This is a genomic window from Vibrio satsumensis, from assembly GCF_050337435.1.
GTDB classification, from domain to species: Bacteria; Pseudomonadota; Gammaproteobacteria; order Enterobacterales; family Vibrionaceae; genus Vibrio; species Vibrio satsumensis.
This window is the reverse complement of the sequence record NZ_JAKJSX010000017.1, coordinates 47,389-66,246: the sequence shown is the minus strand read 5'-3', so window position 1 is coordinate 66,246 and position 18,858 is coordinate 47,389. Positions and strand designations below refer to the sequence as shown.

The following is an 18,858-nucleotide window of genomic DNA, read 5'->3' as shown; positions in this document are numbered from 1 at the left end:
CATGCAATTAAGCGAAGTACTTTCATTGGACTGCACCAAAAGTGCAGTCCAATGCACAAGCAAAAAAAGAGCCCTTGAGCTCATCAGTCAGATCGCAGCAGAAAGCTGTGGTCAAGATTCAACAGAACTGTTTGAGTGCATGTTGAGCCGTGAAAAAATGGGCAGTACAGGTATTGGTAATGGCATTGCTATTCCCCACGCTCGTATGAATGTCAGTGATAAAGCGATTGCTGTATTACTGCAATGCCAAGATCCCATCGAATTTGATGCGATTGATAACCGTCCTGTCGACCTACTATTTGCCCTGCTTGTTCCAAGTGAACAATGTAAGGAGCATCTAAAAACCCTTTCTTGTATGGCAGAGCGACTAAACGATAAGCAGACTCTGAAACAGTTGCGTAATGCTCAAAGCGATCAAGAGCTTTACGACATCATGATTCAAGTGCCAACTTGCGAGCAATAACATGCGGTTAATCGTTGTTAGTGGCCAATCAGGGGCCGGTAAAAGTGTTGCGCTACGAGTCCTTGAAGACTTGGGGTATTACTGTGTCGATAACCTGCCAGTAAACCTGCTCAACGACTTTGTCGAATCGGTACGTGAGATAAATCAAAACGTCGCGGTTAGCATTGATATTCGTAATCTACCGAAAGAGCCTCAATTAGTTACAGAGATGCTAGAACAGCTAGAGTCTGCCACTAATATTGATGTGAACGTCTTGTTCCTAGATGCGAGCAAGCAGACGTTACTCAAGCGCTACAGCGAAACACGTAGAATTCACCCTTTATCGATCGGCCAAGAAAAGCTCTCTCTTGAGCAAGCGATTGATTTAGAGAAGACACTCCTGACACCTCTCGCAGAGCAAGCATGCATTGTGATTGACAGTAGCGACTGCAACCTCTACGAATTGAGTGAAAAGGTTCGATTTAAAGTTGAAGGTCAAGAGAAGCAAGAGCTGATTATTGTCTTTCAATCTTTCGGTTTTAAGTATGGCCTGCCAAGTGATGCCGACTATGTGTTCGACGTTCGCTTTTTGCCTAACCCACACTGGGAACCCGCACTACGACCACTAACTGGGCTAGATGCACCAATTCACTCTTTTCTTGAAGAACACTCAGAAGTTCTTGAACTCAAGCAACAGATCCAAGGCTTTGTTGAACAGTGGTTACCAATGTTAGAGAAGAACAATCGAAGTTACCTGACGGTCGCGATTGGCTGCACTGGCGGCAAACACCGCTCGGTTTATCTAACTCAGAAAATTGGTGAGTACTTCGAGCAACTTGGCCATCAAGTCCAAATCAGACACGCCTCCCTAGAGAAGCACCAACAGGGCTAACCATGGAATTAACTCGAACTGTACTGATCCAAAATCGCTTGGGTCTTCACGCTAGAGCAGCCGTAAAGTTGGTTGAGCTTGCACAAAGCTTTGATGCAACCATCACTATCCATAGCGAAGAAGACAAAACAGCGACAGCAGACAGCGTAATGGGGCTACTTATGCTGGAATCAGCACAAGGGCAACATATTACTATTCAAGCTGCAGGCACCGACTCGCAGCAAGCACTGGATGCCGTCTGTCATCTCATTGAAGACAAGTTTGATGAGGGTGAGTAGCGAAAACGCTTCACTCACAACGCCTAAGACTCAAACAACGAACCAACCAATATTAAATCTTAGTTCTATCTAAGTTTATGATTTAAATAAGTCCCAGAATTAAGTTACTATTCCAACCATTGTTAGAATAATGAGATAGGAGGAAAATATGGCAGAGCAATTAGAATTCGACCAAGCTCACCAAACCCTCCAAGAAGTCAGCGAAGCCCTAGAAAACGGCCGATTTGTTCACGTACGCCGACAACTTCAGGACATGGAACCTGAAGATATTGCACACCTTTTAGAAGCCTCCCCTCGCAAAAGTCGTGACGTACTCTGGCAACTCACCGATCCTGAAGACTACGGTGAAATTCTTGATGAACTAAACGAAGATGTCAAAGATGCTCTTGTGTCGAAAATGGCACCTGAGACCTTAGCAGAAGCAACCGAAGGCATGGAAACCGATGACGTCGCGTACGTACTTCGAAGCCTACCTGATGATGTTTCTCGCGAAGTCCTTTCTCAAATGGACTCTGTTGATCGTGCATTAGTTGAAACCGCCCTGTCGTACCCTGAAGATTCAGCGGGTGCGATCATGAATACCGACGTAATCACGATTCGTGGTGATGTCGATGTTGATGTTGTATTACGCTACATGCGTATGCGTGGCGAACTGCCCGATGCAACTGATGCACTATATGTTATTGATGAAGAAGAACGTCTTATCGGTAACCTATCGCTTACCACACTGGTAACGACTCAGCCTGATGTGGCAGTTTCCGAAGTGATGGAGGATGCCGACGAAGCGATCGCGGTTGAAACCAGCGCTTCCGATATTGCGAGCCTGTTCGAACGTCGTAATTGGGTTTCAGCGCCAGTAGTTGATAGCAATCAACACCTTGTTGGTCGTATCACCATCGATGACGTGGTTGATGTTATCCGTGAAGATGCCGAGCACTCAATGATGAGTATGGCGGGTATGGACGATGACGAAGATACCTTCGCACCAGTCGTAAAGTCCGCTCGTCGTCGTAGTGTGTGGCTTGGTGCCAACGTACTCGCTGCACTTGCTGCAGCATCGGTATCGAATATGTTTGAAGCAACGCTCGACCAAATGGCAGCGATTGCAGTACTGATGACTATCGTACCTTCAATGGGTGGTGTTGCTGGTAACCAAACCGTTGCTTTGGTTATTCGTGGTTTGGCACTCGGTCATATCGGTGACAGTAACAAACGCGAACTGCTACTCAAAGAGGCGGCCATCGGCTTCCTAAACGGCGTTCTATGGGCCGTTATCATTGGTGGTATAGTGGTGGCTTGGAAAGGTAACTGGATACTGGGAGGTATCATCTCAGCGGCGATGATGACTAACTTGATTGTCGCAGGTATTGCAGGTGTAACTATCCCAGTGATGCTGAAGAAAATGAATATCGATCCAGCCCTTGCTGGCGGTATGGCACTGACCACAGTAACCGATGTTATTGGCCTATCGGTGTTCTTAGGCTTAGCAACCATTCTTATTTAAATCATACTTATCTAGCGTGAATAAACAGATAGCCTATCTAAGACGATACGCTGAATACAAAAAGGGAGCCATCGGCTCCCTTTTTAATACATCAGGTTTTAAGCTCCAGATTTAAACTGAAGCAAATTGAGCTAATTACTCACCCGCAACTTTCATTGATTCAAGCAAGATAGAACCCGTTTGAATTTGCGAACGTGTTTCTACGTCGTTACCAACCGCTACAATCTGAGTAAACATGTCTTTTAGGTTACCCGCAATCGTCACTTCCGATACTGGGTATTGGATCTCTCCGTTCTCAACCCAGAAACCCGCAGCGCCACGAGAGTAATCACCCGTTACGGTATTAACGCCTTGGCCCATCACTTCCGTCACTAAGAAGCCTGTACCTAGCTCTTTTAGCATCTGCTCAAAGTTTTGACCGGTCGATTTAACAAACCAGTTATGAATACCACCAGCATGACCTGTTGGTGTCATATCCATTTTACGTGCGGCATAGCTCGTTAGCAGGTAAGTTGCTAACACGCCATCAGTGATGATTTCGCGATCTTGAGTGTAAACACCTTCGCTATCAAATGGGCTCGAAGCCAAGCCACGCAGGATATGAGGACGCTCTGATATATTGAACCAATCCGGTAGAATTTTCTGTCCTAGATGATCCAATAAGAAAGAGGATTTACGGTAAAGATTACCACCACTGATTGCCATCACAAGGTGACCGATCAGGCCAGTAGCAACATCGTTAGCGAACATAATTGGGTATTGGCCTGTTGGTAGCTTTTTCGCATCCAAACGGCTAATGGTCTTTTCTGCAGCTTCCTGACCTACACGCTCAGGCGTCCACAGCTCATCACGGTGACGTGCAACGGTGTAGCTGTAGTCACGTTCCATTTCACCGTTAGCGCCTTGCCCAATCACGCAGCAGCTCGTGCTGTGGCGGCTTGAAGCGTAGCTTGCTAGTAAGCCATGGCTGTTACCATAAACCTTAACACCGTAGTGACTGTCGTAGCTCGCGCCATCGCTTTGTTTGATCTTGTCGCTGTAAGCTAACGCTTGCTTCTCAGCAGCAATCGCAATCTCAGCGGCATAATCTGGGTTAGGCTCATCAGGGTGGAAAAGATCCAAGTCTGGAATTTCTTTTACCATGTATTCTTTTGCTGCAGGACCTGCAAACGGGTCTTCAGATGTGTACTGAGCGATATCAAGTGCGGCTGCTACCGTTTGGGCAATCGCCTTCTCGCTCAGATCAGATGTAGATGCGCTGCCTTTTTTCTGGCCGCGATAAACAGTAATACCAAGCGCACCATCACTATTAAATTCAACGTTTTCCACTTCACACATACGTGTTGAAACACTTAAACCCGTTGACTTAGTAATAGCAACTTCAGCGGCGTCGGCACTCACAGAGGCCATGTCCAACGCTTTTGCTACTGCGGCTTCTAGTTCAACTCTTTGCTGGGCGACTTGCTGTTTTACATCCATATCTATTCTAATTTTTCAGGTCAATATTACGTAGGATAACAAGAATTTCGCTTTCTCCCCAAGATTCTTGCTAAAATAGGCAATATATTCGTTTGAGATAGTGACATAGGCAGAAAAGATGGCTCGCAAAAACCAAAAAGCCCCATGGGAACCAGAAGAAGAAATCATCTGGGTAAGTAAGACAGAAATGAAAACGGACATGGATGCCCTGCAAAAGCTGGGAGAAGAGCTTGTTGGTCTAAAGCCTTCTGTATTAGACAAATTTCCGCTGTCTGAAGATTTGGCACAAGCGATTAAAGATGCACAACGCTTTAAAAATGAAGCGAAGCGTCGTCAACTTCAATACATTGGTAAAGTAATGCGCAATGTCGATCCAGAGCCAATTCAGGCGGCTTTGGATAAAGTACGTAATAAACACTCACAAGCAACAGCTGAGCTACATAAGCTTGAGCAACTGCGTGATCGTGTTGTTGCAGAAGGTGATACGGCTATTTCAGAAGTCATGGAAATGTACCCTGAAGCAGACCGTCAACGTCTTCGTCAGCTAGCTCGCCAAGCTAACAAAGAGAAATCTGCGAACAAGCCTGCAAAGTCTTCTCGTGAGATCTTCCAAATCTTAAAAGAGCTAAAGCTAGAAGACTAATCGTTATCTCGCTTTACCCATAGAGTGAATAAAAGACCTAGCGCATGCTAGGTCTTTTTGTTTTTGACGCACTCAATATCAATAAGTACTCACAGGAGTAATGAATAGTCACTCACCCGCTTTAACAAATGAGCTTAATTCTGGCTGTGGATGATCCGCCGTCAGTGCCTCTATCGAGTCTTCAACCAGCACCTTACCTAGCGCCACAAACACAAACTTATTTGCGATACTGCGTGCGTCACCTAAATGGTGAGTCACCATCAAAACCGTAATATTTCGCTCTGCCGCTAATCGCTTCACTAAGCTAAGCATCTCTTCTCGCAATAGCGGATCCAGCGCCGAGAAAGGCTCATCCAACAACCAAATATCATGAGGCTGAACAAAGCAACGCGCTAGTGCGACACGCTGGCGTTGACCGCCGGATAAGTGCTCAGGCAATCTATCCAAATACTCAGCGACGCCAACTTGCGCTGCAGCTTGTTCCACAGATTGCTTTTGGGTTGCGGTAAGCTTTAACCCCGGATGTAAGCCTAATCCAATATTTTCACGCACCGTGAGATGGGCAAATAGGTTGTGCTCTTGAAACAACATCGCCAACGGGCGTTGATGTGCCTCTTTACCAATCAGCGACTGCCCAGCCACTGAGATCTCACCCGATGTAGGCTCGATAAATCCAGCAACTAGCGCCAACAGTGTTGATTTGCCCGCACCACTTGGTCCCATCAGAGCAACAATATCGCCCTGCTCTGCTTGGAAATCAAAACTAAACAACTCTTGGTGATAGTGGTAATCCACATCTTTCATCACTAACATCATCGGTTCCTTAACTTTTTAGCATTGAGATTTGAGGTTCGAGTAAATAAAAATTCAATGAAGCTAAAACTGCCCACACTCAACAGCAGCAGACTAACCGAAACAACGGCTGCGGCTTCCATCTGATAGCTGCCTAGCAATTGGAATAGGTACAAAGGCAGTGTTCTAAAGTCTTGGCTACCAAATAAGGCAATCGCACTTAAGTCGCCCATCGCCAGCATAAAGCTGATCGAGAAGGCTTGCGCCATCGGCTTACGTAATGCGCGCCACTCCACCAACCTAAAGCGAGTGAATCCTGTCATTCCTAAGCTTGCACACACATACTGGTACTGCTGAGACAAATGCAGCATAGGTTGAGCTAAGATTTTAATTACGTAAGGCAGTGCCATTAAACTGTTGACGGCAATCACGATAAAGAAAGCCAAGCTGAACACATCGGTAAATGAGCGTAATAGTAGGAAGATACCCGTACTGATCACTAGCCCCGGAGTGACTAAGATAATAGTGCCAATCAGCTCGATTTTATCGGCTCGAAAGTTCTTATTCTGTAAGCGCCATGCTCTGCTGGTCAGTAGTATCGCGATACCAATACCAACCGCGATAACACTTGCTAATGACGCGACTTTAACCGAGGTCATTAATGCCGCCCAAAACGGCTCACTGCTGAGTACTGTCAGTGCTTGCGAGTTAATACCACTGACGATAACCATAGCTAATGGCGGCAATACCAGCATTGAGACTATGATGATCCAGAAGCTGTCCCAAGCTTTTGACCACCAGCTATCCTTAACCAAATATTTCTCTTCCGCCAACTGGCTGGCCGTCACAGAAATAGGTTTCGATAGGCGTTGAATGCTGACCGCGAGCACTCCACACAACAGCATTTGCCATATCGCGAGCAAGGCACCAGCCTGCAGGTCAAAGTCGAATTTAATCGCTTGATAAATAGCGAGTTCGATAGTGGTCGATTTCGGACCTCCACCTAGCGCCATCACGGTAGCAAAGCTAGTAAAGCACAACATGAAGACTAAGCCACATACATGAGGCAGTTGTTGTCTCAATCGCGGCCATTCGACCCATCTGAATTTGTTCCAATGACTCATACCCAAATGAGCACACAGCTTATGTTGCTCTGCAGGCACGGTATCTAAAGCTTGTAAAAGTAAACGACTGGCATAGGGCAGATTAAAAAAGACATGTGCGAGCAAAATGCCATTCAATCCATAGATGGAGAATGGTAATTCAATATCGAAGTTCGCCAGAAATTTAGCTAACCAACCACTGTTGCCATAAATTGCAAGCAAACCAAACACACCGACTAACACAGGCAAAACCAAGGTCGACGCGAACAGCCTTAACAACAGAGCTCGCCCAAAAAATTGCCTACGACACAGCGCATGAGCAATAGGTATAGCAAAGCCAACACTCAGCACTGTTGAGAGTGTCGCTTGATAAAAGCTGAATTTCGTTACATGCCAATAGTAGGGATCGGACCATACTTGGCTGATATCAAGAGAAGGGGCATTGCTAAGCAATGCCCCAACTGCTGAAACCACGAAGGCGGTAATGAGTATCGCAACCCAGATCCCGACCTTAGGTGTTTTCTTTATCATAAATTGATTTTTTACCGTAAATGGTTCACTCCAAACATAACGAATGAACCTTTAAATACAGAAAGCTAGTTTTTTTAAAGTACGTTAGAAAGCTCATTTTTTAAATAGTAAGTTAAAAAGTAAGCGCGCTCTGCCACTCTCGGATCCAAGGCTTGCGCTTAGCGGCAATTTCTTCAGGCGTGAAGCTTAGCGCTTTCTGAGGAACCGTAAGTTGCTCGAACCCTTTTGGAAGCTCAATATCGGTCACTGGGTACATCCAGTTGCCTGTTGGCATCGCCGATTGGAATTCATCACTTAGGATAAACGCCATAAAATCATCAGCCAGTTTCTCGTTCTTACTGCCTTTAACTTTAGCGGCCACTTCAACTTGAGTGTAATGCCCTTCTTCGAAGCTTGCTGCTGCGTACTTAGAATCGCTCTCAGCAATAATGTGGTAAGCCGGAGACGTTGTGTAAGACAACACTAAATCCGACTCACCTTCTAGGAACATAGAATAAGCTTCAGACCAACCTTTAGTTACAGTCACTGTTTTCTGAGCAAGCTTCTTCCATGCTGCTGTCGCTTCATCACCGTATACCGACTTCATCCAAAGCATCATGCCTTGGCCTGGTGTTGATGTACGTGGGTCTTGGTAGATAACCTTAAGATCATCTCGCAGCTCAACCAGTTCTTTCAAGCTCTTCGGCGGGTTTGCCAACTTCTCTTTGTTGTAAACAAAAGCAAAGTAGCCAAAGTCATAGGGAACAAAAGTGCTATCGTTCCAACCATTAGGAAGCGTTACTGATGAAGTATCAACATTATGCTCAGCCAATAAGCCCGTCGCTTTCGCTTCAGCCATCAGGTTGTTGTCGAGACCTAGCAAGATATCGGCTTTGCTGTTGCCCCCTTCAAGACGTAAACGGTTCAGGATAGAGACGCCATCTTCTAGCGCGACAAAATTCACATCACAACCACATTTTTCTTCGAATGCTTTTTCAACGGCAGGACGAGGGCCCCAATCCGCAGCAAAAGAGTCATAGGTGTATACGGTCAAAGTATTGTCTGCAGCAAAGGCAGAAAAAGAGATCGCTGTAGTAACAGCAAGAGTAGTTAATGTGAATTTCACTGGACGCTCTCCATAGTCTGAGCGGCACAGGTTTGAGGGAGGAGAACGGTAGAGGTTGTTCCTAACTCAATTCCTACGCCAGCATTATCTGGTTCAGGTTTACGGGTCCCAAGCATCTGCTTGATCTCAGCTCGCATTCATTATTTGAATGGTTCGCTCCCCGATGAGTGTTCAGAATTGTAATTTGATTTTTAACAATAAGCTATCAAGTTTGGATCAATTACGTTGATCGTAGCCCCAACGTGGCACTAAACCTTGTTCGATACCAAGATGATCAAGAATACGCGCCACCATAAAGTCGACCAGATCTTCAATAGACTTAGGTTGGTGATAAAACCCCGGAGCCGCAGGCATGATCGTCACGCCCATGGTCGACAGTTTGTGCATGTTCTCTAGATGAAGCGTAGAAAATGGCGTTTCACGAACTACTAATAACAGTTGACCTCGCTCTTTCATGACCACGTCTGCTGCTCGCTCAATCAAGTTATCCGACAAGCCGTGTGCAATCGAAGCCAAACTTCCCGCAGAACATGGACACACTACCATCTGCTTAGGCGCAGCTGAACCAGAGGCAACCGGTGAGAACCAGTCGTCTTTGCCACACACCACCAGCTTTTCTGGGGCGCAGCCAAGGTGTTTAACCAAAGCTTGTTTCGCCGCATCCGGCCCAGCAGGTAACTTAAGCTCATGCTCGGTCGCCAATACCACTCGCGCAGCCGATGAAATCAGCAAATAGACCTGATAATCGGCCGCCAAAAGGCATTCAAGTAAACGTAGGCCATAAGGCGCACCGGATGCGCCAGTGAAAGCAAGAGTTATCGCTTTATCGTGTTTTGTCATGTTCTCAATTACTTCAAATTATAAGGTCGTGGATGCCGTTAGCCTTTGAGTGCCAATCCATCCAACAGTTTTTGGTGAATACCACCAAAGCCACCATTACTCATTACCAAGATTTGGTCACCCGCTTGTGCCTCTGAGACAATTTTAGCAACGAATGCATCCATGTCATCACTCACGTGTGCAGGTTGGTGACAAGCGTCTGCAACATCTTGAACCGACCAATCAATGTTACCCGGTTGGAATAAGTAGGTAGAATCCGCCTGCTTCAACGAATCAGCCAAGGTTTCTTTGTGCACACCACGTTTCATGGTGGCAGAACGAGGCTCTAAAACGACAATGATCTTCTTAGTGTCGACCTTATTACGTAACCCGCCTAGCGTAAGTTCAATCGCCGTTGGGTGATGAGCAAAATCGTCATAAACAGAAACACCTGCCACCTCGCCTTTAAACTCCAAGCGGCGCTTAGTGTTAATGAAAGTAGCTAGTGATTCACACGCTAAGTCAGGAGTCACACCTACGTGTCGTGCAGCTGCTATCGCCATCAAGGCATTGTTTACGTTGTGGTCGCCCACTAAATCCCAGTTTACCGTTCCAACACATTCATTTTGGAAGTAGACCTCAAATTGAGAGCCGTCTTTGACTAACTTCTTAGCATCCCAATCGCCTTGCTCGCCGCTTGATTCAGTCTCACTCCAACAGCCACGAGATAGAACATCTTGAATAGCCACATCTTGTTTAGGTGAGAAAATACGGCCATTGCTTGGCACAGTGCGCACTAAGTGATGGAACTGACGTTTAATCGCCTCAAGATCATCGAAGATGTCCGCATGATCGAACTCTAGGTTATTCATGACCAAGGTTCTTGGGTGGTAATGGACGAACTTAGATCGTTTATCGAAAAAAGCACTGTCATATTCGTCAGCTTCGACCACGAAGAACATGCTTTCACCAAGGCGAGCAGAGATACCAAAGTTACCCAACACACCGCCAACTAAAAAGCCCGGTGCATAGCCACAGTCTTCCAAGACCCAAGCCAGCATGCTTGATGTCGTGGTCTTACCATGCGTTCCCGATACCGCCAACACCCAACGGTCATGCAGCAAGAATTCTTGCAACCACTGAGGGCCAGAGGTGTATCTAAGATTGTTATCCAATACATACTCAACACACGGGTTACCACGGCTCATCGCGTTACCGATAACCACGAGATCCGGCCTTGGCTCGAGTTGGCTAGGGTCGAACCCTTCAATAATTTCAATCCCTTGAGATTCCAACAAAGTGCTCATTGGTGGGTAAACATTCGCGTCACTACCGGTAACCTTGTGACCTAGTTGACGAGCCAATACCGCAGCACCACCCATAAAGGTGCCACAAATTCCTAAGATATGAATATGCATAAATTGCTTCCAAACGCTTGGCTAAATAAACGATGCCCTAATTAAAACGGCTTGCACTCATTATCATTAAATAGCGGTTAAAAGCGAGCGGCAATGCAAAACAAATTTAGTCGACATAGTAAGTGAGATCTTCGTCGCTTAGTTCATTACCATTAAAAAGATCTAGCCTTTAGAATTTAGGTAAGCGTCTAGATGAATAAAGCCCGTACAAGAGGCCAATTCTATAGTGCTCAAATCCCCCTAATATTCAGAGAAGTTTAAGGAAATAACATGTCTGAGATGCGCACCCTTGGTGAGTTCATTGTTGCAAAACAAAATGACTTCCCCCATGCAAGCGGTGATCTATCATCCCTTTTGTCATCAATTCGTCTTGCTGCAAAAATTGTTAACCGCGAAATTAACAAGGCAGGTCTTGTCGATATTACTGGCGCTGTTGGTACAGACAACGTTCAAGGTGAAGAGCAACAAAAGCTAGACCTGTACGCTAACGACAAATTTAAAGCCGCACTTGAAGCTCGAGATCAAGTTTGTGGTGTCGCGAGTGAAGAAGAAGACGAAGCCGTCGCCTTCAATAAAGAGCTCAACAAAAACGCAAAATACGTTGTACTGATGGATCCACTTGATGGTTCTTCAAACATCGATGTGAATGTATCGGTTGGTACAATTTTCTCAATCTACCGCCGAGTATCACCGATTGGTACTCCACCAACACAAGAAGATTTCCTACAACCAGGGCATAAGCAAGTAGCTGCTGGTTACGTGATTTACGGCTCTTCAACCATGCTGGTATACACAACTGGTGCTGGCGTAAATGGCTTCACCTACGACCCATCACTGGGTACCTTCTGCCTGTCTCATGAAAATATGATGATCCCTGACGAAGGTAAGATTTACTCAATCAACGAAGGTAACTACATTCGTTTCCCTACAGGTGTTAAGAAGTACATCAAGTACTGCCAGGAAAGCGAACCAAGTGATAATCGTCCTTACACTTCTCGCTACATTGGTTCTCTTGTCTCTGATTTTCACCGTAACCTACTTAAAGGCGGCATCTACCTGTACCCAAGTACAGAAAGCCATCCTCAAGGTAAGCTGCGTCTATTGTATGAGTGCAACCCAATAGCCTTCATAATGGAGCAAGCTGGTGGTATCGCCTCCGATGGTGCCCAACGCATCATGGATATCAAACCAACAGAGCTACACCAACGTGTACCTTTCTTTGTCGGTTCGAAGAGCATGGTAAAAAAAGTAGAAGAGTTTCTTGAGCTTAACCCAGACTAAACCATTCGTTTATTTATAAAATTAACGTCATCAAAAAAGCCAGCATTCATATGCTGGCTTTTTGTTGTTCGCTGCGTTAAACAATCACCGAATTATTGAACGCTATACTTTGATTCAGCACCACGTTCGTAGTTGAAACGGAACCATTTATCGACGTCGTCACAAATCCCAAGGTAAGTCTCACCACGGCGCCCTAGCGCTCTCGGGTTTTGAGAACAATACTGAGTTTTACCCATTTCATAACCCTGACCATAAGCGCCATATAAGTCTGCATCAATGGATGGTGAAGACGCGGCTTCAGCCAAACTTGCTTCAGTCTGCTTGGTTTTTCCTTTTAGCGCCATTTCTTCGCCAAAGCTCTGCCAATCGGCTGTGTTCATTGACGTTGGTGGCGGAGTTTGCGCACAACCAAATAACATTACTGATAGCACTAATAATAGATATTTCATAATTTCCTCCTAGTGGAAAAGACTAGCCTGTACATTGAGACTTTTAGCTATTGCGTCAGAATGCTTCCAGTAGTTCATTCACTATAGCGGGTTGTTCTGCTTACACCAGTCACCCGAAAGTATTTCTTTATTAGCTGTTAGATCAAGCTGATACAAATATACCCATGCTAATCCAAATATAGTCTCTATTTGCTCGCGACGATACTCAACAGGAACATCTTCTAGCCGATCGAGCGACTCCAAAATTTCGTCGTTAATGATATAGACCTCGCCAGCGACACTTTTCTTTCCGAAAATCATCGCCGGATACGCAACTAAATCAAAAAGTGCGTATTCCTCAGGTGTGTCAAACCTTCCTAAACACTCACACTGTTTTAAATAGTGGTGGTTCGATTGGTCTTTTCTCAATGTCCCATAAACAAAAACGAGGTGCTGCATACTCACTCCCTAGTATTCGTCATCCGCTAATCAATCACCGCTCAAAGTGTTACTCAAATTCAAATTGATAGAGAAGATCCACAGCACTGTCTAGACCCGATACTGCCTCAACGTAGAGATCCTGCATCAATCGATAACGAACGGTAAACTCGCCTAACGAGTTAAAGATACCCACACCATATTTCACCTGTAAACCTGGGAGAATATAGCCGCTTACCGTAACCTGAGAGTCATCCCCAGAGCCTGCTGTATCCAGTTGTAAATCTTGTACACCAAAGGCTTCGCCGATTTCGCCAACAACCTTACCACTCTTCGCCAAACTCAAACCGATCAAGGTTGTTGTCATCGAACCGCTCGACTCACCATCGATATCTTGGCCACGCAAAATATAAGACAGCGCGTTCGCTTGTGGCATCGCTGGATCAGAGTAAATCTCGATGGTCGGCTCTGTCGCAGGGCCTGTCACTCGAATACCTGCGGTCACATCATCCTGAGTATTATCAGGGTTACGAATCGCATTAATGGCTACATATGGCTGATCCGGTGGACCATTCATTAGAATTTTACCCTCTTCGATCAAGAGGTCTTGCCCGAATGATTGGTAAGTACCATCGACGATATTCACTTCACCAGTGATGAATGGGCCTTGGTCTTTTTGAGCTACATTGAGCTTACCAACCAAGTCGCCTTCAAGACCGAAGGCAGACAATTTAAAGTCATCACCAATGGAGATATTAATATTGGTCATCACATTGAATGGGATCGTATCTTCACTTTCAGGCTCAAGATCTTTGTTCAATATCACCTGATCGGAAGACACACCAACCGCTGACGGTGGTAAGTCTTCTACCACAATTCGTCCCCATGGTAGTGCTATGTCACCCGTAATTTTTGCCAGCTCGGGCGTGACATCAATAGTCATATCAGGTACGACCTTAACCTTGACCATCGGCGGGATATCAACCATCAACTCATCGGCAAAAACTCTAACGTTAGAGTGCCATGCTTTAAGATCTTGCCAATCTCCGCTCCCCTCAATATCAAGATGACCGTCAGGCGTTTCTACATTCGCATCCAGTTTTGCACTATAACCATCAAAGTCGAGATCGATACGGCCATCTTTCACATCAATAGGCGTCACATCGCCTTTGACTTGAATACCATCAACCGAGAACTGACCAAAAACTTGAGGGTGCATCAAAGAGCCTTTAACTTGAAGATCACTCTCAAGGTCGGCTTTCAATAGGCTGTACTCACCTAGGATTGGTTGCAAGAAATCGAGGTGGAACGTGGTCAGCTTAATTGCAGCATCGACCATTTTGTCTTCGACAAGAATATCCGGTAGCGACACCGTTCCAGACAGATCACCATTGTCAGAAACATCCAAATTAAAATCGGCATCCAGTTTGTTGTCTTTTAGCTGGGCATTCAATGCAACACTTTCCCAACCCAGTGTGATTGGCTCGCCAACTTGTTGAACAACCTGACCTTTCGGCATATCAACGCTTACCGTAACCTCAGGCTCACCTTGTTCAGACCACTTGGCATGAGCTTTAACATTCACTAAACCTTGCAGTTGCGTCTCTTTAGGAACAAAGGCTTTGATCTGCTCGAAGTCGAACTGGTTGATTGCAATCTTGGCCTCACCTGATTTTCCGGCGCGGATATCCTCATCCAGACACACACTCGAACTAGATTGTTTCCAACAGTGCGCTTGAACGTCGGCAAACTGCTTATCGACATCCGCCTTTATCGCGACAGGCTGGTCTAATACCCAAGGCCCCTGCTGAGTGGTGATTTTGACTCTGTCTAACGAGCCATCCCAAATAAGAGAAGGCTTCTGAATCAATTCTCCAGAGATAGCCAAGCTAGTCGACACGATGTCGGATATCACATCAAGTGTCACTGTGTGTTTCTTTTCGCCACCACTCACCGTAAGATCAATGCTTTCCACGCTTTGATCTTGATAGGTTAGGTTCTTAGCTTTTAATACAAGATCGGCTTGAGCTTCAGGCAATGGTAGGGGAACCACCGAACCATTAAGCGATAGGGATTCTAGTGTTGCTTCGTTATTCCAATCGACCTTATCAACATTAAGTGCAAGATCGACTTCAGGCTCTTTCGTGGGGCCGCTAAGTTGGATGTTACCAATCACTTGTCCTTTCAAGTCTGGAACACTTTTCACCAGCTCAGGGAAGTAAATATCAACGCCCATATCCCATTGCTTATCAAGCTGTCCCTGTGCCTTAATCGAGTTAACACCATGAGCCAAGCTCAAGCCGCTGGTTTGCAGTTTAGGCTCACCACTTGCACTACGATCCGACGCTGACAACTGACCTTCGATGTCCAACGGGTAATCACGCAAGATACCCTCGATATCAAGCTTAGGTAGCTCAATCGCCCAACCGCCCGCTTCCGTCAACTCACCCGAGGTGACTATGCTTCCGCTAATGTTACCCTCGGCTTCTGGCCACTGTAGGCCCGGTTGAATATCTTTGAGTGTCACGTCAGCTTGCCAGTTAACGAGACTCTTCCAGTTCGCTTTAACGACACCGTTAAGTTCACCGCCTAGCGTGTTCAGCTTTAGACGCTCGAGCTCAATCTGCTCAGTGGTACCTTTACCCTGTAGGTCGATAGCTAACGCAGGAATATCCTTACCATCAGCTTCGCCTTTGAGCTGCACATTAAAACCATCTAATGAGCCATTGGCTTTGAATTTCTCAATTGCAGCTTGGTAATCGCTTTTTCCGGTAAGAGGCCATTGCGCTTTACCTCCCTCTAAAAGAAGGTCAAATGGTAGAGTTGGCTCTAGGGGTTGAATATCCCCAGACAGTTTTGCCTCAATCGATTCAGAAAACTGAGAATCTAGATGCAGTTTAGCCACGCTGCCTTGCGCCTTCAGCGACAGTTTCTGGCCAGCAAGGTCGGTTTCTTTCACCAAAGCATCTAAAGAAAGATCTAACGGGTAACCACCTTTAAGCTCAACCTTAGCCGCAAGATTAGCGCTTGCTTGTGGCATATCGAGGTCTAGAGTGGAAACATCTACCGTATGTTTACCTGCTCGAGCTTCTAGCCCAAGGTGGTTCACTACAATTGGGGTTTCTTGTTCTAAGGTGAAACGGTTGAGGTCAAAACGCTCCAGTACAACCTGTAAAGGAATCCAGACTTCAGGCAGCTCGATCGCTGTTTTAACGGTTGATTCTGGCTCTACCTTTTCGGTTTGCGGTTCTTTTGTCGACTCAGCAAGCTTAACTTTGAGGTCATTGAACAAGGTTGGCGATACCGTCAGCTTTTCACCCTGCATACTCAGAGCTGTGGAGAACAAGCTCCATTCAATTTCATGCCCCAAGATATTCAGTTTGATATCAGACAAAGCAATACGGTTGATCACTATTGGTAGTGGTGTTTTCACCGATGTTACGGGCGGTGTAGGCTCTGCTTCTTCTGTAGAAGCTGGCGGTAATTCAGTAAATGCGAAGTCCAACCCTTGAATAGCTAAACGATCGACACACAGCTTAGGATCGAGCAGACAGCGTGGATTAATAGCCAAGTTCAGCTTTTGAACCTTAGTATCGATATGAAGGCTATCATCTTTGAACTGGACATTATTAAGCGTAAAGCTTGGAAAAAGAGCGCCTTTAGTACTTTCCACTTTAAGTTGTGGCAATGCTTTTTCAGCGCCCCACAGCACGGTGTTCAACCCCGGATTGGTGAACAAAACAAAACCGAGCAAGGCTATCAACAATAGTAAAATAGACGTCAATGAAATCGAAGTCCATTTTATGCACTTACCCACAACGTTAATCATAATTCAGGCCCTAAACTAAAGTGCAGTTGGAACTCATCGCCTTTCTTCGCATCTAGGCCCCAAGCAAAGTCTAAACTCACAGGACCTACAGGAGAGGCCCAACGCACCCCGACACCGGTGCCGTGCTTCCACTCTGGCTTATCATTGAATGCATCACCAATATCGTAGAATGCAGCACCCCACCAGTTTCCAACTAAGCGGTATTGGTATTCAAACGAGCTGGTTGCCATGTATTTTGCGCCGGTTAGTGCGCCACTTTCATCTCGAGGAGAGATAGACTCATAGCCATAACCACGAATGCTATTATCACCACCAGCAAAGAATCTTAGAGAGGGAGACAGCTTTTCAAACTCGTCGGCAAAGTTACCGCCGAATTGAAGGCGAGTTAAACCGCGGTGATTATTACCAATGCTGCGAATCCATGCTGTTTGCCCTTGAAAACGCACCACCTTAGTTTCCGATAATAAGGTGTCATCAGCAGCCTCAACCATAATGGTTTGTTTATCGCCCCACATCGGCATCGACCCACCACGCGTTCGAGTTCGCGAGAAAGAGATACCCGGCAACACGAATTGCGCTAAGTCATCTTGCAAACCTTGTTCATAGTTTTCGACCAAGTATCGAATAAATACAGTACGTTGCCAGCCATTATCCAGACGCCAATATCTTTCTAAGGCTAAGTTTGACTCCAAACTTTTGGTATCTCGATTATCCAAATTCTTCATACCGTACTTAATTTGATAGTAGTCATTAAGCACGTCATCCAATGGGATTTTATAAGTCGCGGTAATCGTCTGCTCGGGCTTGGAGATCGACAGGCTACTATTAAAGCTATGACCTTTCTCGTTAACCCAAGGTTTCTTCCATTTTAGAGTGCCTTTTACACCAAGGTCTGTTGATACACCGATACCTGTTTCGATTTGGTTACGCGCTTGCGGAGCAAGGCTGACCTTCATCGGAATTTCACGGCCTTCGCCCAATTGGCTTAAATCAGGTTCAACAAAAACAGAAGAAAACCAATCCGTATTGGACAGGTTTTGGTTGTACTCACCGACTTTGGTTATCGAGTAAGGTTCGCCATCCTCAAATGGTTTGAGTGACTGCACCTTATCTTCTTCAATCTGGCTACCAGTAACCTGAGTGGTACCAAAGTGGTAGCGTATACCACTGTTATAATGAAGACGAACATAAGCTCGGTTTAATTCAGGGGCGACTTCTAGCTTACTGAGAGCATATGCCCCATCGAAATAGCCTTTCGCTAAGCCAAGGTTGCGTATCGACGATTTCAAAGAGTCATAATTACCATGATTCAAAATCGAACCTTTGGACAACTTACTCTTGGCAATCAAGGCTAAAAAGTCTGGATCATCTTTGGCTTCACCAGTCAGAACGATATCGGAAGTATAGATAACAACAGGCTCTCCCGCCTCAACCGTAACGGTCAACTCGGTATCATCTTCGGAGTGAGTAAACGTGATAATAGGTTGGTAGTAGCCTAACGCATTCAGGGCTTCTTTTATCATAGATTCCAAGCGAGACTGGAACCTTAATGAAACCGAATACTCTTCTTCAGGGATCGCACTAAGATAAGCATCAACATTATCCTCAAGCGCTCCATCCAGCCCTTTAATTTCAAGGGAAACATCAGCGAAAGCGAGCGTCGATGACAGTAGAGTGCCAATCAGAACTGGTAAAGTTTTTCTTATCATGTTTAATGGGTGAAGAAGTTATCAATACGTTAATAAGTGAAAAGAAATAATACCGCTAAAAAAGCATTGAGTCTGTAATAAATCCTGGAATAACACGGTCTAATTTAAAGACTTATTCAATCTTGACCAACCGTTAATATGAACCCACAGTAAATAAAAGCCAGCGC

16 protein-coding genes and 1 riboswitch are annotated in these 18,858 nt (G+C 45.6%); of the genes, 6 read left to right on the top strand and 10 right to left on the bottom strand.

What is annotated here, in order from left to right:
* Position 1 precedes the first annotated feature (1 nt).
* The 4 genes from ptsN (at position 2) to mgtE (ending at position 3,116) form a co-directional block, all read left to right on the top strand.
* Positions 2 to 463: a PTS IIA-like nitrogen regulatory protein PtsN gene (gene ptsN, locus L4C44_RS20405; RefSeq protein ID WP_004738707.1), complete on the top strand. Its 462-nt coding sequence runs from the start codon at positions 2 to 4 to the stop codon at positions 461 to 463.
* Between the two features lies 1 nt (position 464).
* Positions 465 to 1,334 carry an RNase adapter RapZ gene (gene rapZ, locus L4C44_RS20400; protein ID WP_146489820.1) on the top strand — a complete coding sequence of 290 codons (870 nt, stop codon included), beginning with the start codon at positions 465 to 467 and terminating at the stop codon, positions 1,332 to 1,334.
* A gap of 2 nt (positions 1,335 to 1,336) precedes the next feature.
* Entirely contained in the window at positions 1,337 to 1,612 is a 276-nt protein-coding gene (locus L4C44_RS20395; RefSeq protein WP_017066670.1) for an HPr family phosphocarrier protein, read from the top strand.
* A 148-nt stretch (positions 1,613 to 1,760) separates the two neighbouring features.
* Positions 1,761 to 3,116, top strand: a complete 1,356-nt coding sequence (gene mgtE / locus L4C44_RS20390; RefSeq protein ID WP_048605905.1) for a magnesium transporter — start codon at positions 1,761 to 1,763, stop codon at positions 3,114 to 3,116.
* Between the two features lie 135 nt (positions 3,117 to 3,251).
* On the opposite strand, the gene pmbA is transcribed toward mgtE, so the two are convergent.
* Positions 3,252 to 4,595 carry a metalloprotease PmbA gene (pmbA, locus tag L4C44_RS20385; protein ID WP_061019135.1) on the bottom strand — a complete coding sequence of 448 codons (1,344 nt, stop codon included), beginning with the start codon at positions 4,593 to 4,595 and terminating at the stop codon, positions 3,252 to 3,254.
* A 118-nt stretch (positions 4,596 to 4,713) separates the two neighbouring features.
* Between pmbA and yjgA the strand changes: the two genes are divergently transcribed.
* On the top strand, positions 4,714 to 5,238 hold the full coding sequence (gene yjgA / locus L4C44_RS20380) for a ribosome biogenesis factor YjgA (RefSeq protein ID WP_132764297.1): 525 nt from the start codon (positions 4,714 to 4,716) through the stop codon (positions 5,236 to 5,238).
* A 108-nt stretch (positions 5,239 to 5,346) separates the two neighbouring features.
* On the opposite strand, the gene thiQ is transcribed toward yjgA, so the two are convergent.
* The 5 genes from thiQ to mpl all read right to left on the bottom strand — a co-directional run bounded on the left by thiQ (position 5,347) and on the right by mpl (position 11,006).
* Complete coding sequence (gene thiQ / locus L4C44_RS20375; protein ID WP_048659272.1) at positions 5,347 to 6,051, bottom strand: thiamine ABC transporter ATP-binding protein; 705 nt, start codon at positions 6,049 to 6,051, stop codon at positions 5,347 to 5,349.
* Positions 6,051 to 7,664, bottom strand: a complete 1,614-nt coding sequence (thiP, locus tag L4C44_RS20370) for a thiamine/thiamine pyrophosphate ABC transporter permease ThiP (RefSeq protein WP_428805636.1) — start codon at positions 7,662 to 7,664, stop codon at positions 6,051 to 6,053. Before thiP ends, thiQ begins: the two co-directional genes overlap by 1 nt.
* A 112-nt stretch (positions 7,665 to 7,776) precedes the next feature.
* Positions 7,777 to 8,769: a thiamine ABC transporter substrate binding subunit gene (thiB, locus tag L4C44_RS20365; protein WP_146489822.1), complete on the bottom strand. Its 993-nt coding sequence runs from the start codon at positions 8,767 to 8,769 to the stop codon at positions 7,777 to 7,779.
* A gap of 53 nt (positions 8,770 to 8,822) precedes the next feature.
* Positions 8,823 to 8,942, bottom strand: a riboswitch (TPP riboswitch).
* A gap of 43 nt (positions 8,943 to 8,985) precedes the next feature.
* Positions 8,986 to 9,609: a flavin prenyltransferase UbiX gene (locus L4C44_RS20360; RefSeq protein ID WP_099165086.1), complete on the bottom strand. Its 624-nt coding sequence runs from the start codon at positions 9,607 to 9,609 to the stop codon at positions 8,986 to 8,988.
* A 38-nt stretch (positions 9,610 to 9,647) separates the two neighbouring features.
* Positions 9,648 to 11,006 carry a UDP-N-acetylmuramate:L-alanyl-gamma-D-glutamyl-meso-diaminopimelate ligase gene (gene mpl, locus L4C44_RS20355; RefSeq protein ID WP_428805635.1) on the bottom strand — a complete coding sequence of 453 codons (1,359 nt, stop codon included), beginning with the start codon at positions 11,004 to 11,006 and terminating at the stop codon, positions 9,648 to 9,650.
* Positions 11,007 to 11,276: 270 nt separating this feature from the next.
* Between mpl and fbp the strand changes: the two genes are divergently transcribed.
* Complete coding sequence (gene fbp, locus L4C44_RS20350; protein WP_060983522.1) at positions 11,277 to 12,287, top strand: class 1 fructose-bisphosphatase; 1,011 nt, start codon at positions 11,277 to 11,279, stop codon at positions 12,285 to 12,287.
* A 92-nt stretch (positions 12,288 to 12,379) separates the two neighbouring features.
* On the opposite strand, the gene L4C44_RS20345 is transcribed toward fbp, so the two are convergent.
* From L4C44_RS20345 to tamA, 4 genes are all read right to left on the bottom strand, one after another.
* Positions 12,380 to 12,736, bottom strand: coding sequence for a DUF2799 domain-containing protein (locus tag L4C44_RS20345; protein ID WP_146489824.1), 357 nt, complete (start codon positions 12,734 to 12,736; stop codon positions 12,380 to 12,382).
* 81 nt (positions 12,737 to 12,817) lie between these two features.
* Positions 12,818 to 13,174, bottom strand: a complete 357-nt coding sequence (locus tag L4C44_RS20340) for a gamma-glutamylcyclotransferase family protein (RefSeq protein WP_146489825.1) — start codon at positions 13,172 to 13,174, stop codon at positions 12,818 to 12,820.
* 49 nt (positions 13,175 to 13,223) lie between these two features.
* Positions 13,224 to 16,982, bottom strand: a complete 3,759-nt coding sequence (gene tamB, locus L4C44_RS20335; protein ID WP_428805634.1) for an autotransporter assembly complex protein TamB — start codon at positions 16,980 to 16,982, stop codon at positions 13,224 to 13,226.
* Positions 16,979 to 18,691 carry an autotransporter assembly complex protein TamA gene (gene tamA / locus L4C44_RS20330; protein WP_146489827.1) on the bottom strand — a complete coding sequence of 571 codons (1,713 nt, stop codon included), beginning with the start codon at positions 18,689 to 18,691 and terminating at the stop codon, positions 16,979 to 16,981. Before tamA ends, tamB begins: the two co-directional genes overlap by 4 nt.
* Between the last annotated feature and the right edge of the window lie 167 nt (positions 18,692 to 18,858).

What these genes read in the sequence shown, in the direction of transcription:
- pmbA (WP_061019135.1), bottom strand. Translation starts at nt 4,595, where the DNA reads ATGGATGTAAAACAGCAAGTCGCCCAGCAAAGAGTTGAACTAGAAGCC.
- yjgA (WP_132764297.1), top strand. Translation starts at nt 4,714, where the DNA reads ATGGCTCGCAAAAACCAAAAAGCCCCATGGGAACCAGAAGAAGAAATC.
- mpl (WP_428805635.1), bottom strand. Translation starts at nt 11,006, where the DNA reads ATGCATATTCATATCTTAGGAATTTGTGGCACCTTTATGGGTGGTGCT.
- L4C44_RS20395 (WP_017066670.1), top strand. Translation starts at nt 1,337, where the DNA reads ATGGAATTAACTCGAACTGTACTGATCCAAAATCGCTTGGGTCTTCAC.
- L4C44_RS20340 (WP_146489825.1), bottom strand. Translation starts at nt 13,174, where the DNA reads ATGCAGCACCTCGTTTTTGTTTATGGGACATTGAGAAAAGACCAATCG.
- thiP (WP_428805636.1), bottom strand. Translation starts at nt 7,664, where the DNA reads ATGATAAAGAAAACACCTAAGGTCGGGATCTGGGTTGCGATACTCATT.
- L4C44_RS20360 (WP_099165086.1), bottom strand. Translation starts at nt 9,609, where the DNA reads ATGACAAAACACGATAAAGCGATAACTCTTGCTTTCACTGGCGCATCC.
- mgtE (WP_048605905.1), top strand. Translation starts at nt 1,761, where the DNA reads ATGGCAGAGCAATTAGAATTCGACCAAGCTCACCAAACCCTCCAAGAA.
- thiQ (WP_048659272.1), bottom strand. Translation starts at nt 6,051, where the DNA reads ATGTTAGTGATGAAAGATGTGGATTACCACTATCACCAAGAGTTGTTT.
- tamB (WP_428805634.1), bottom strand. Translation starts at nt 16,982, where the DNA reads ATGATTAACGTTGTGGGTAAGTGCATAAAATGGACTTCGATTTCATTG.
- L4C44_RS20345 (WP_146489824.1), bottom strand. Translation starts at nt 12,736, where the DNA reads ATGAAATATCTATTATTAGTGCTATCAGTAATGTTATTTGGTTGTGCG.
- tamA (WP_146489827.1), bottom strand. Translation starts at nt 18,691, where the DNA reads ATGATAAGAAAAACTTTACCAGTTCTGATTGGCACTCTACTGTCATCG.
- ptsN (WP_004738707.1), top strand. Translation starts at nt 2, where the DNA reads ATGCAATTAAGCGAAGTACTTTCATTGGACTGCACCAAAAGTGCAGTC.
- rapZ (WP_146489820.1), top strand. Translation starts at nt 465, where the DNA reads ATGCGGTTAATCGTTGTTAGTGGCCAATCAGGGGCCGGTAAAAGTGTT.
- fbp (WP_060983522.1), top strand. Translation starts at nt 11,277, where the DNA reads ATGTCTGAGATGCGCACCCTTGGTGAGTTCATTGTTGCAAAACAAAAT.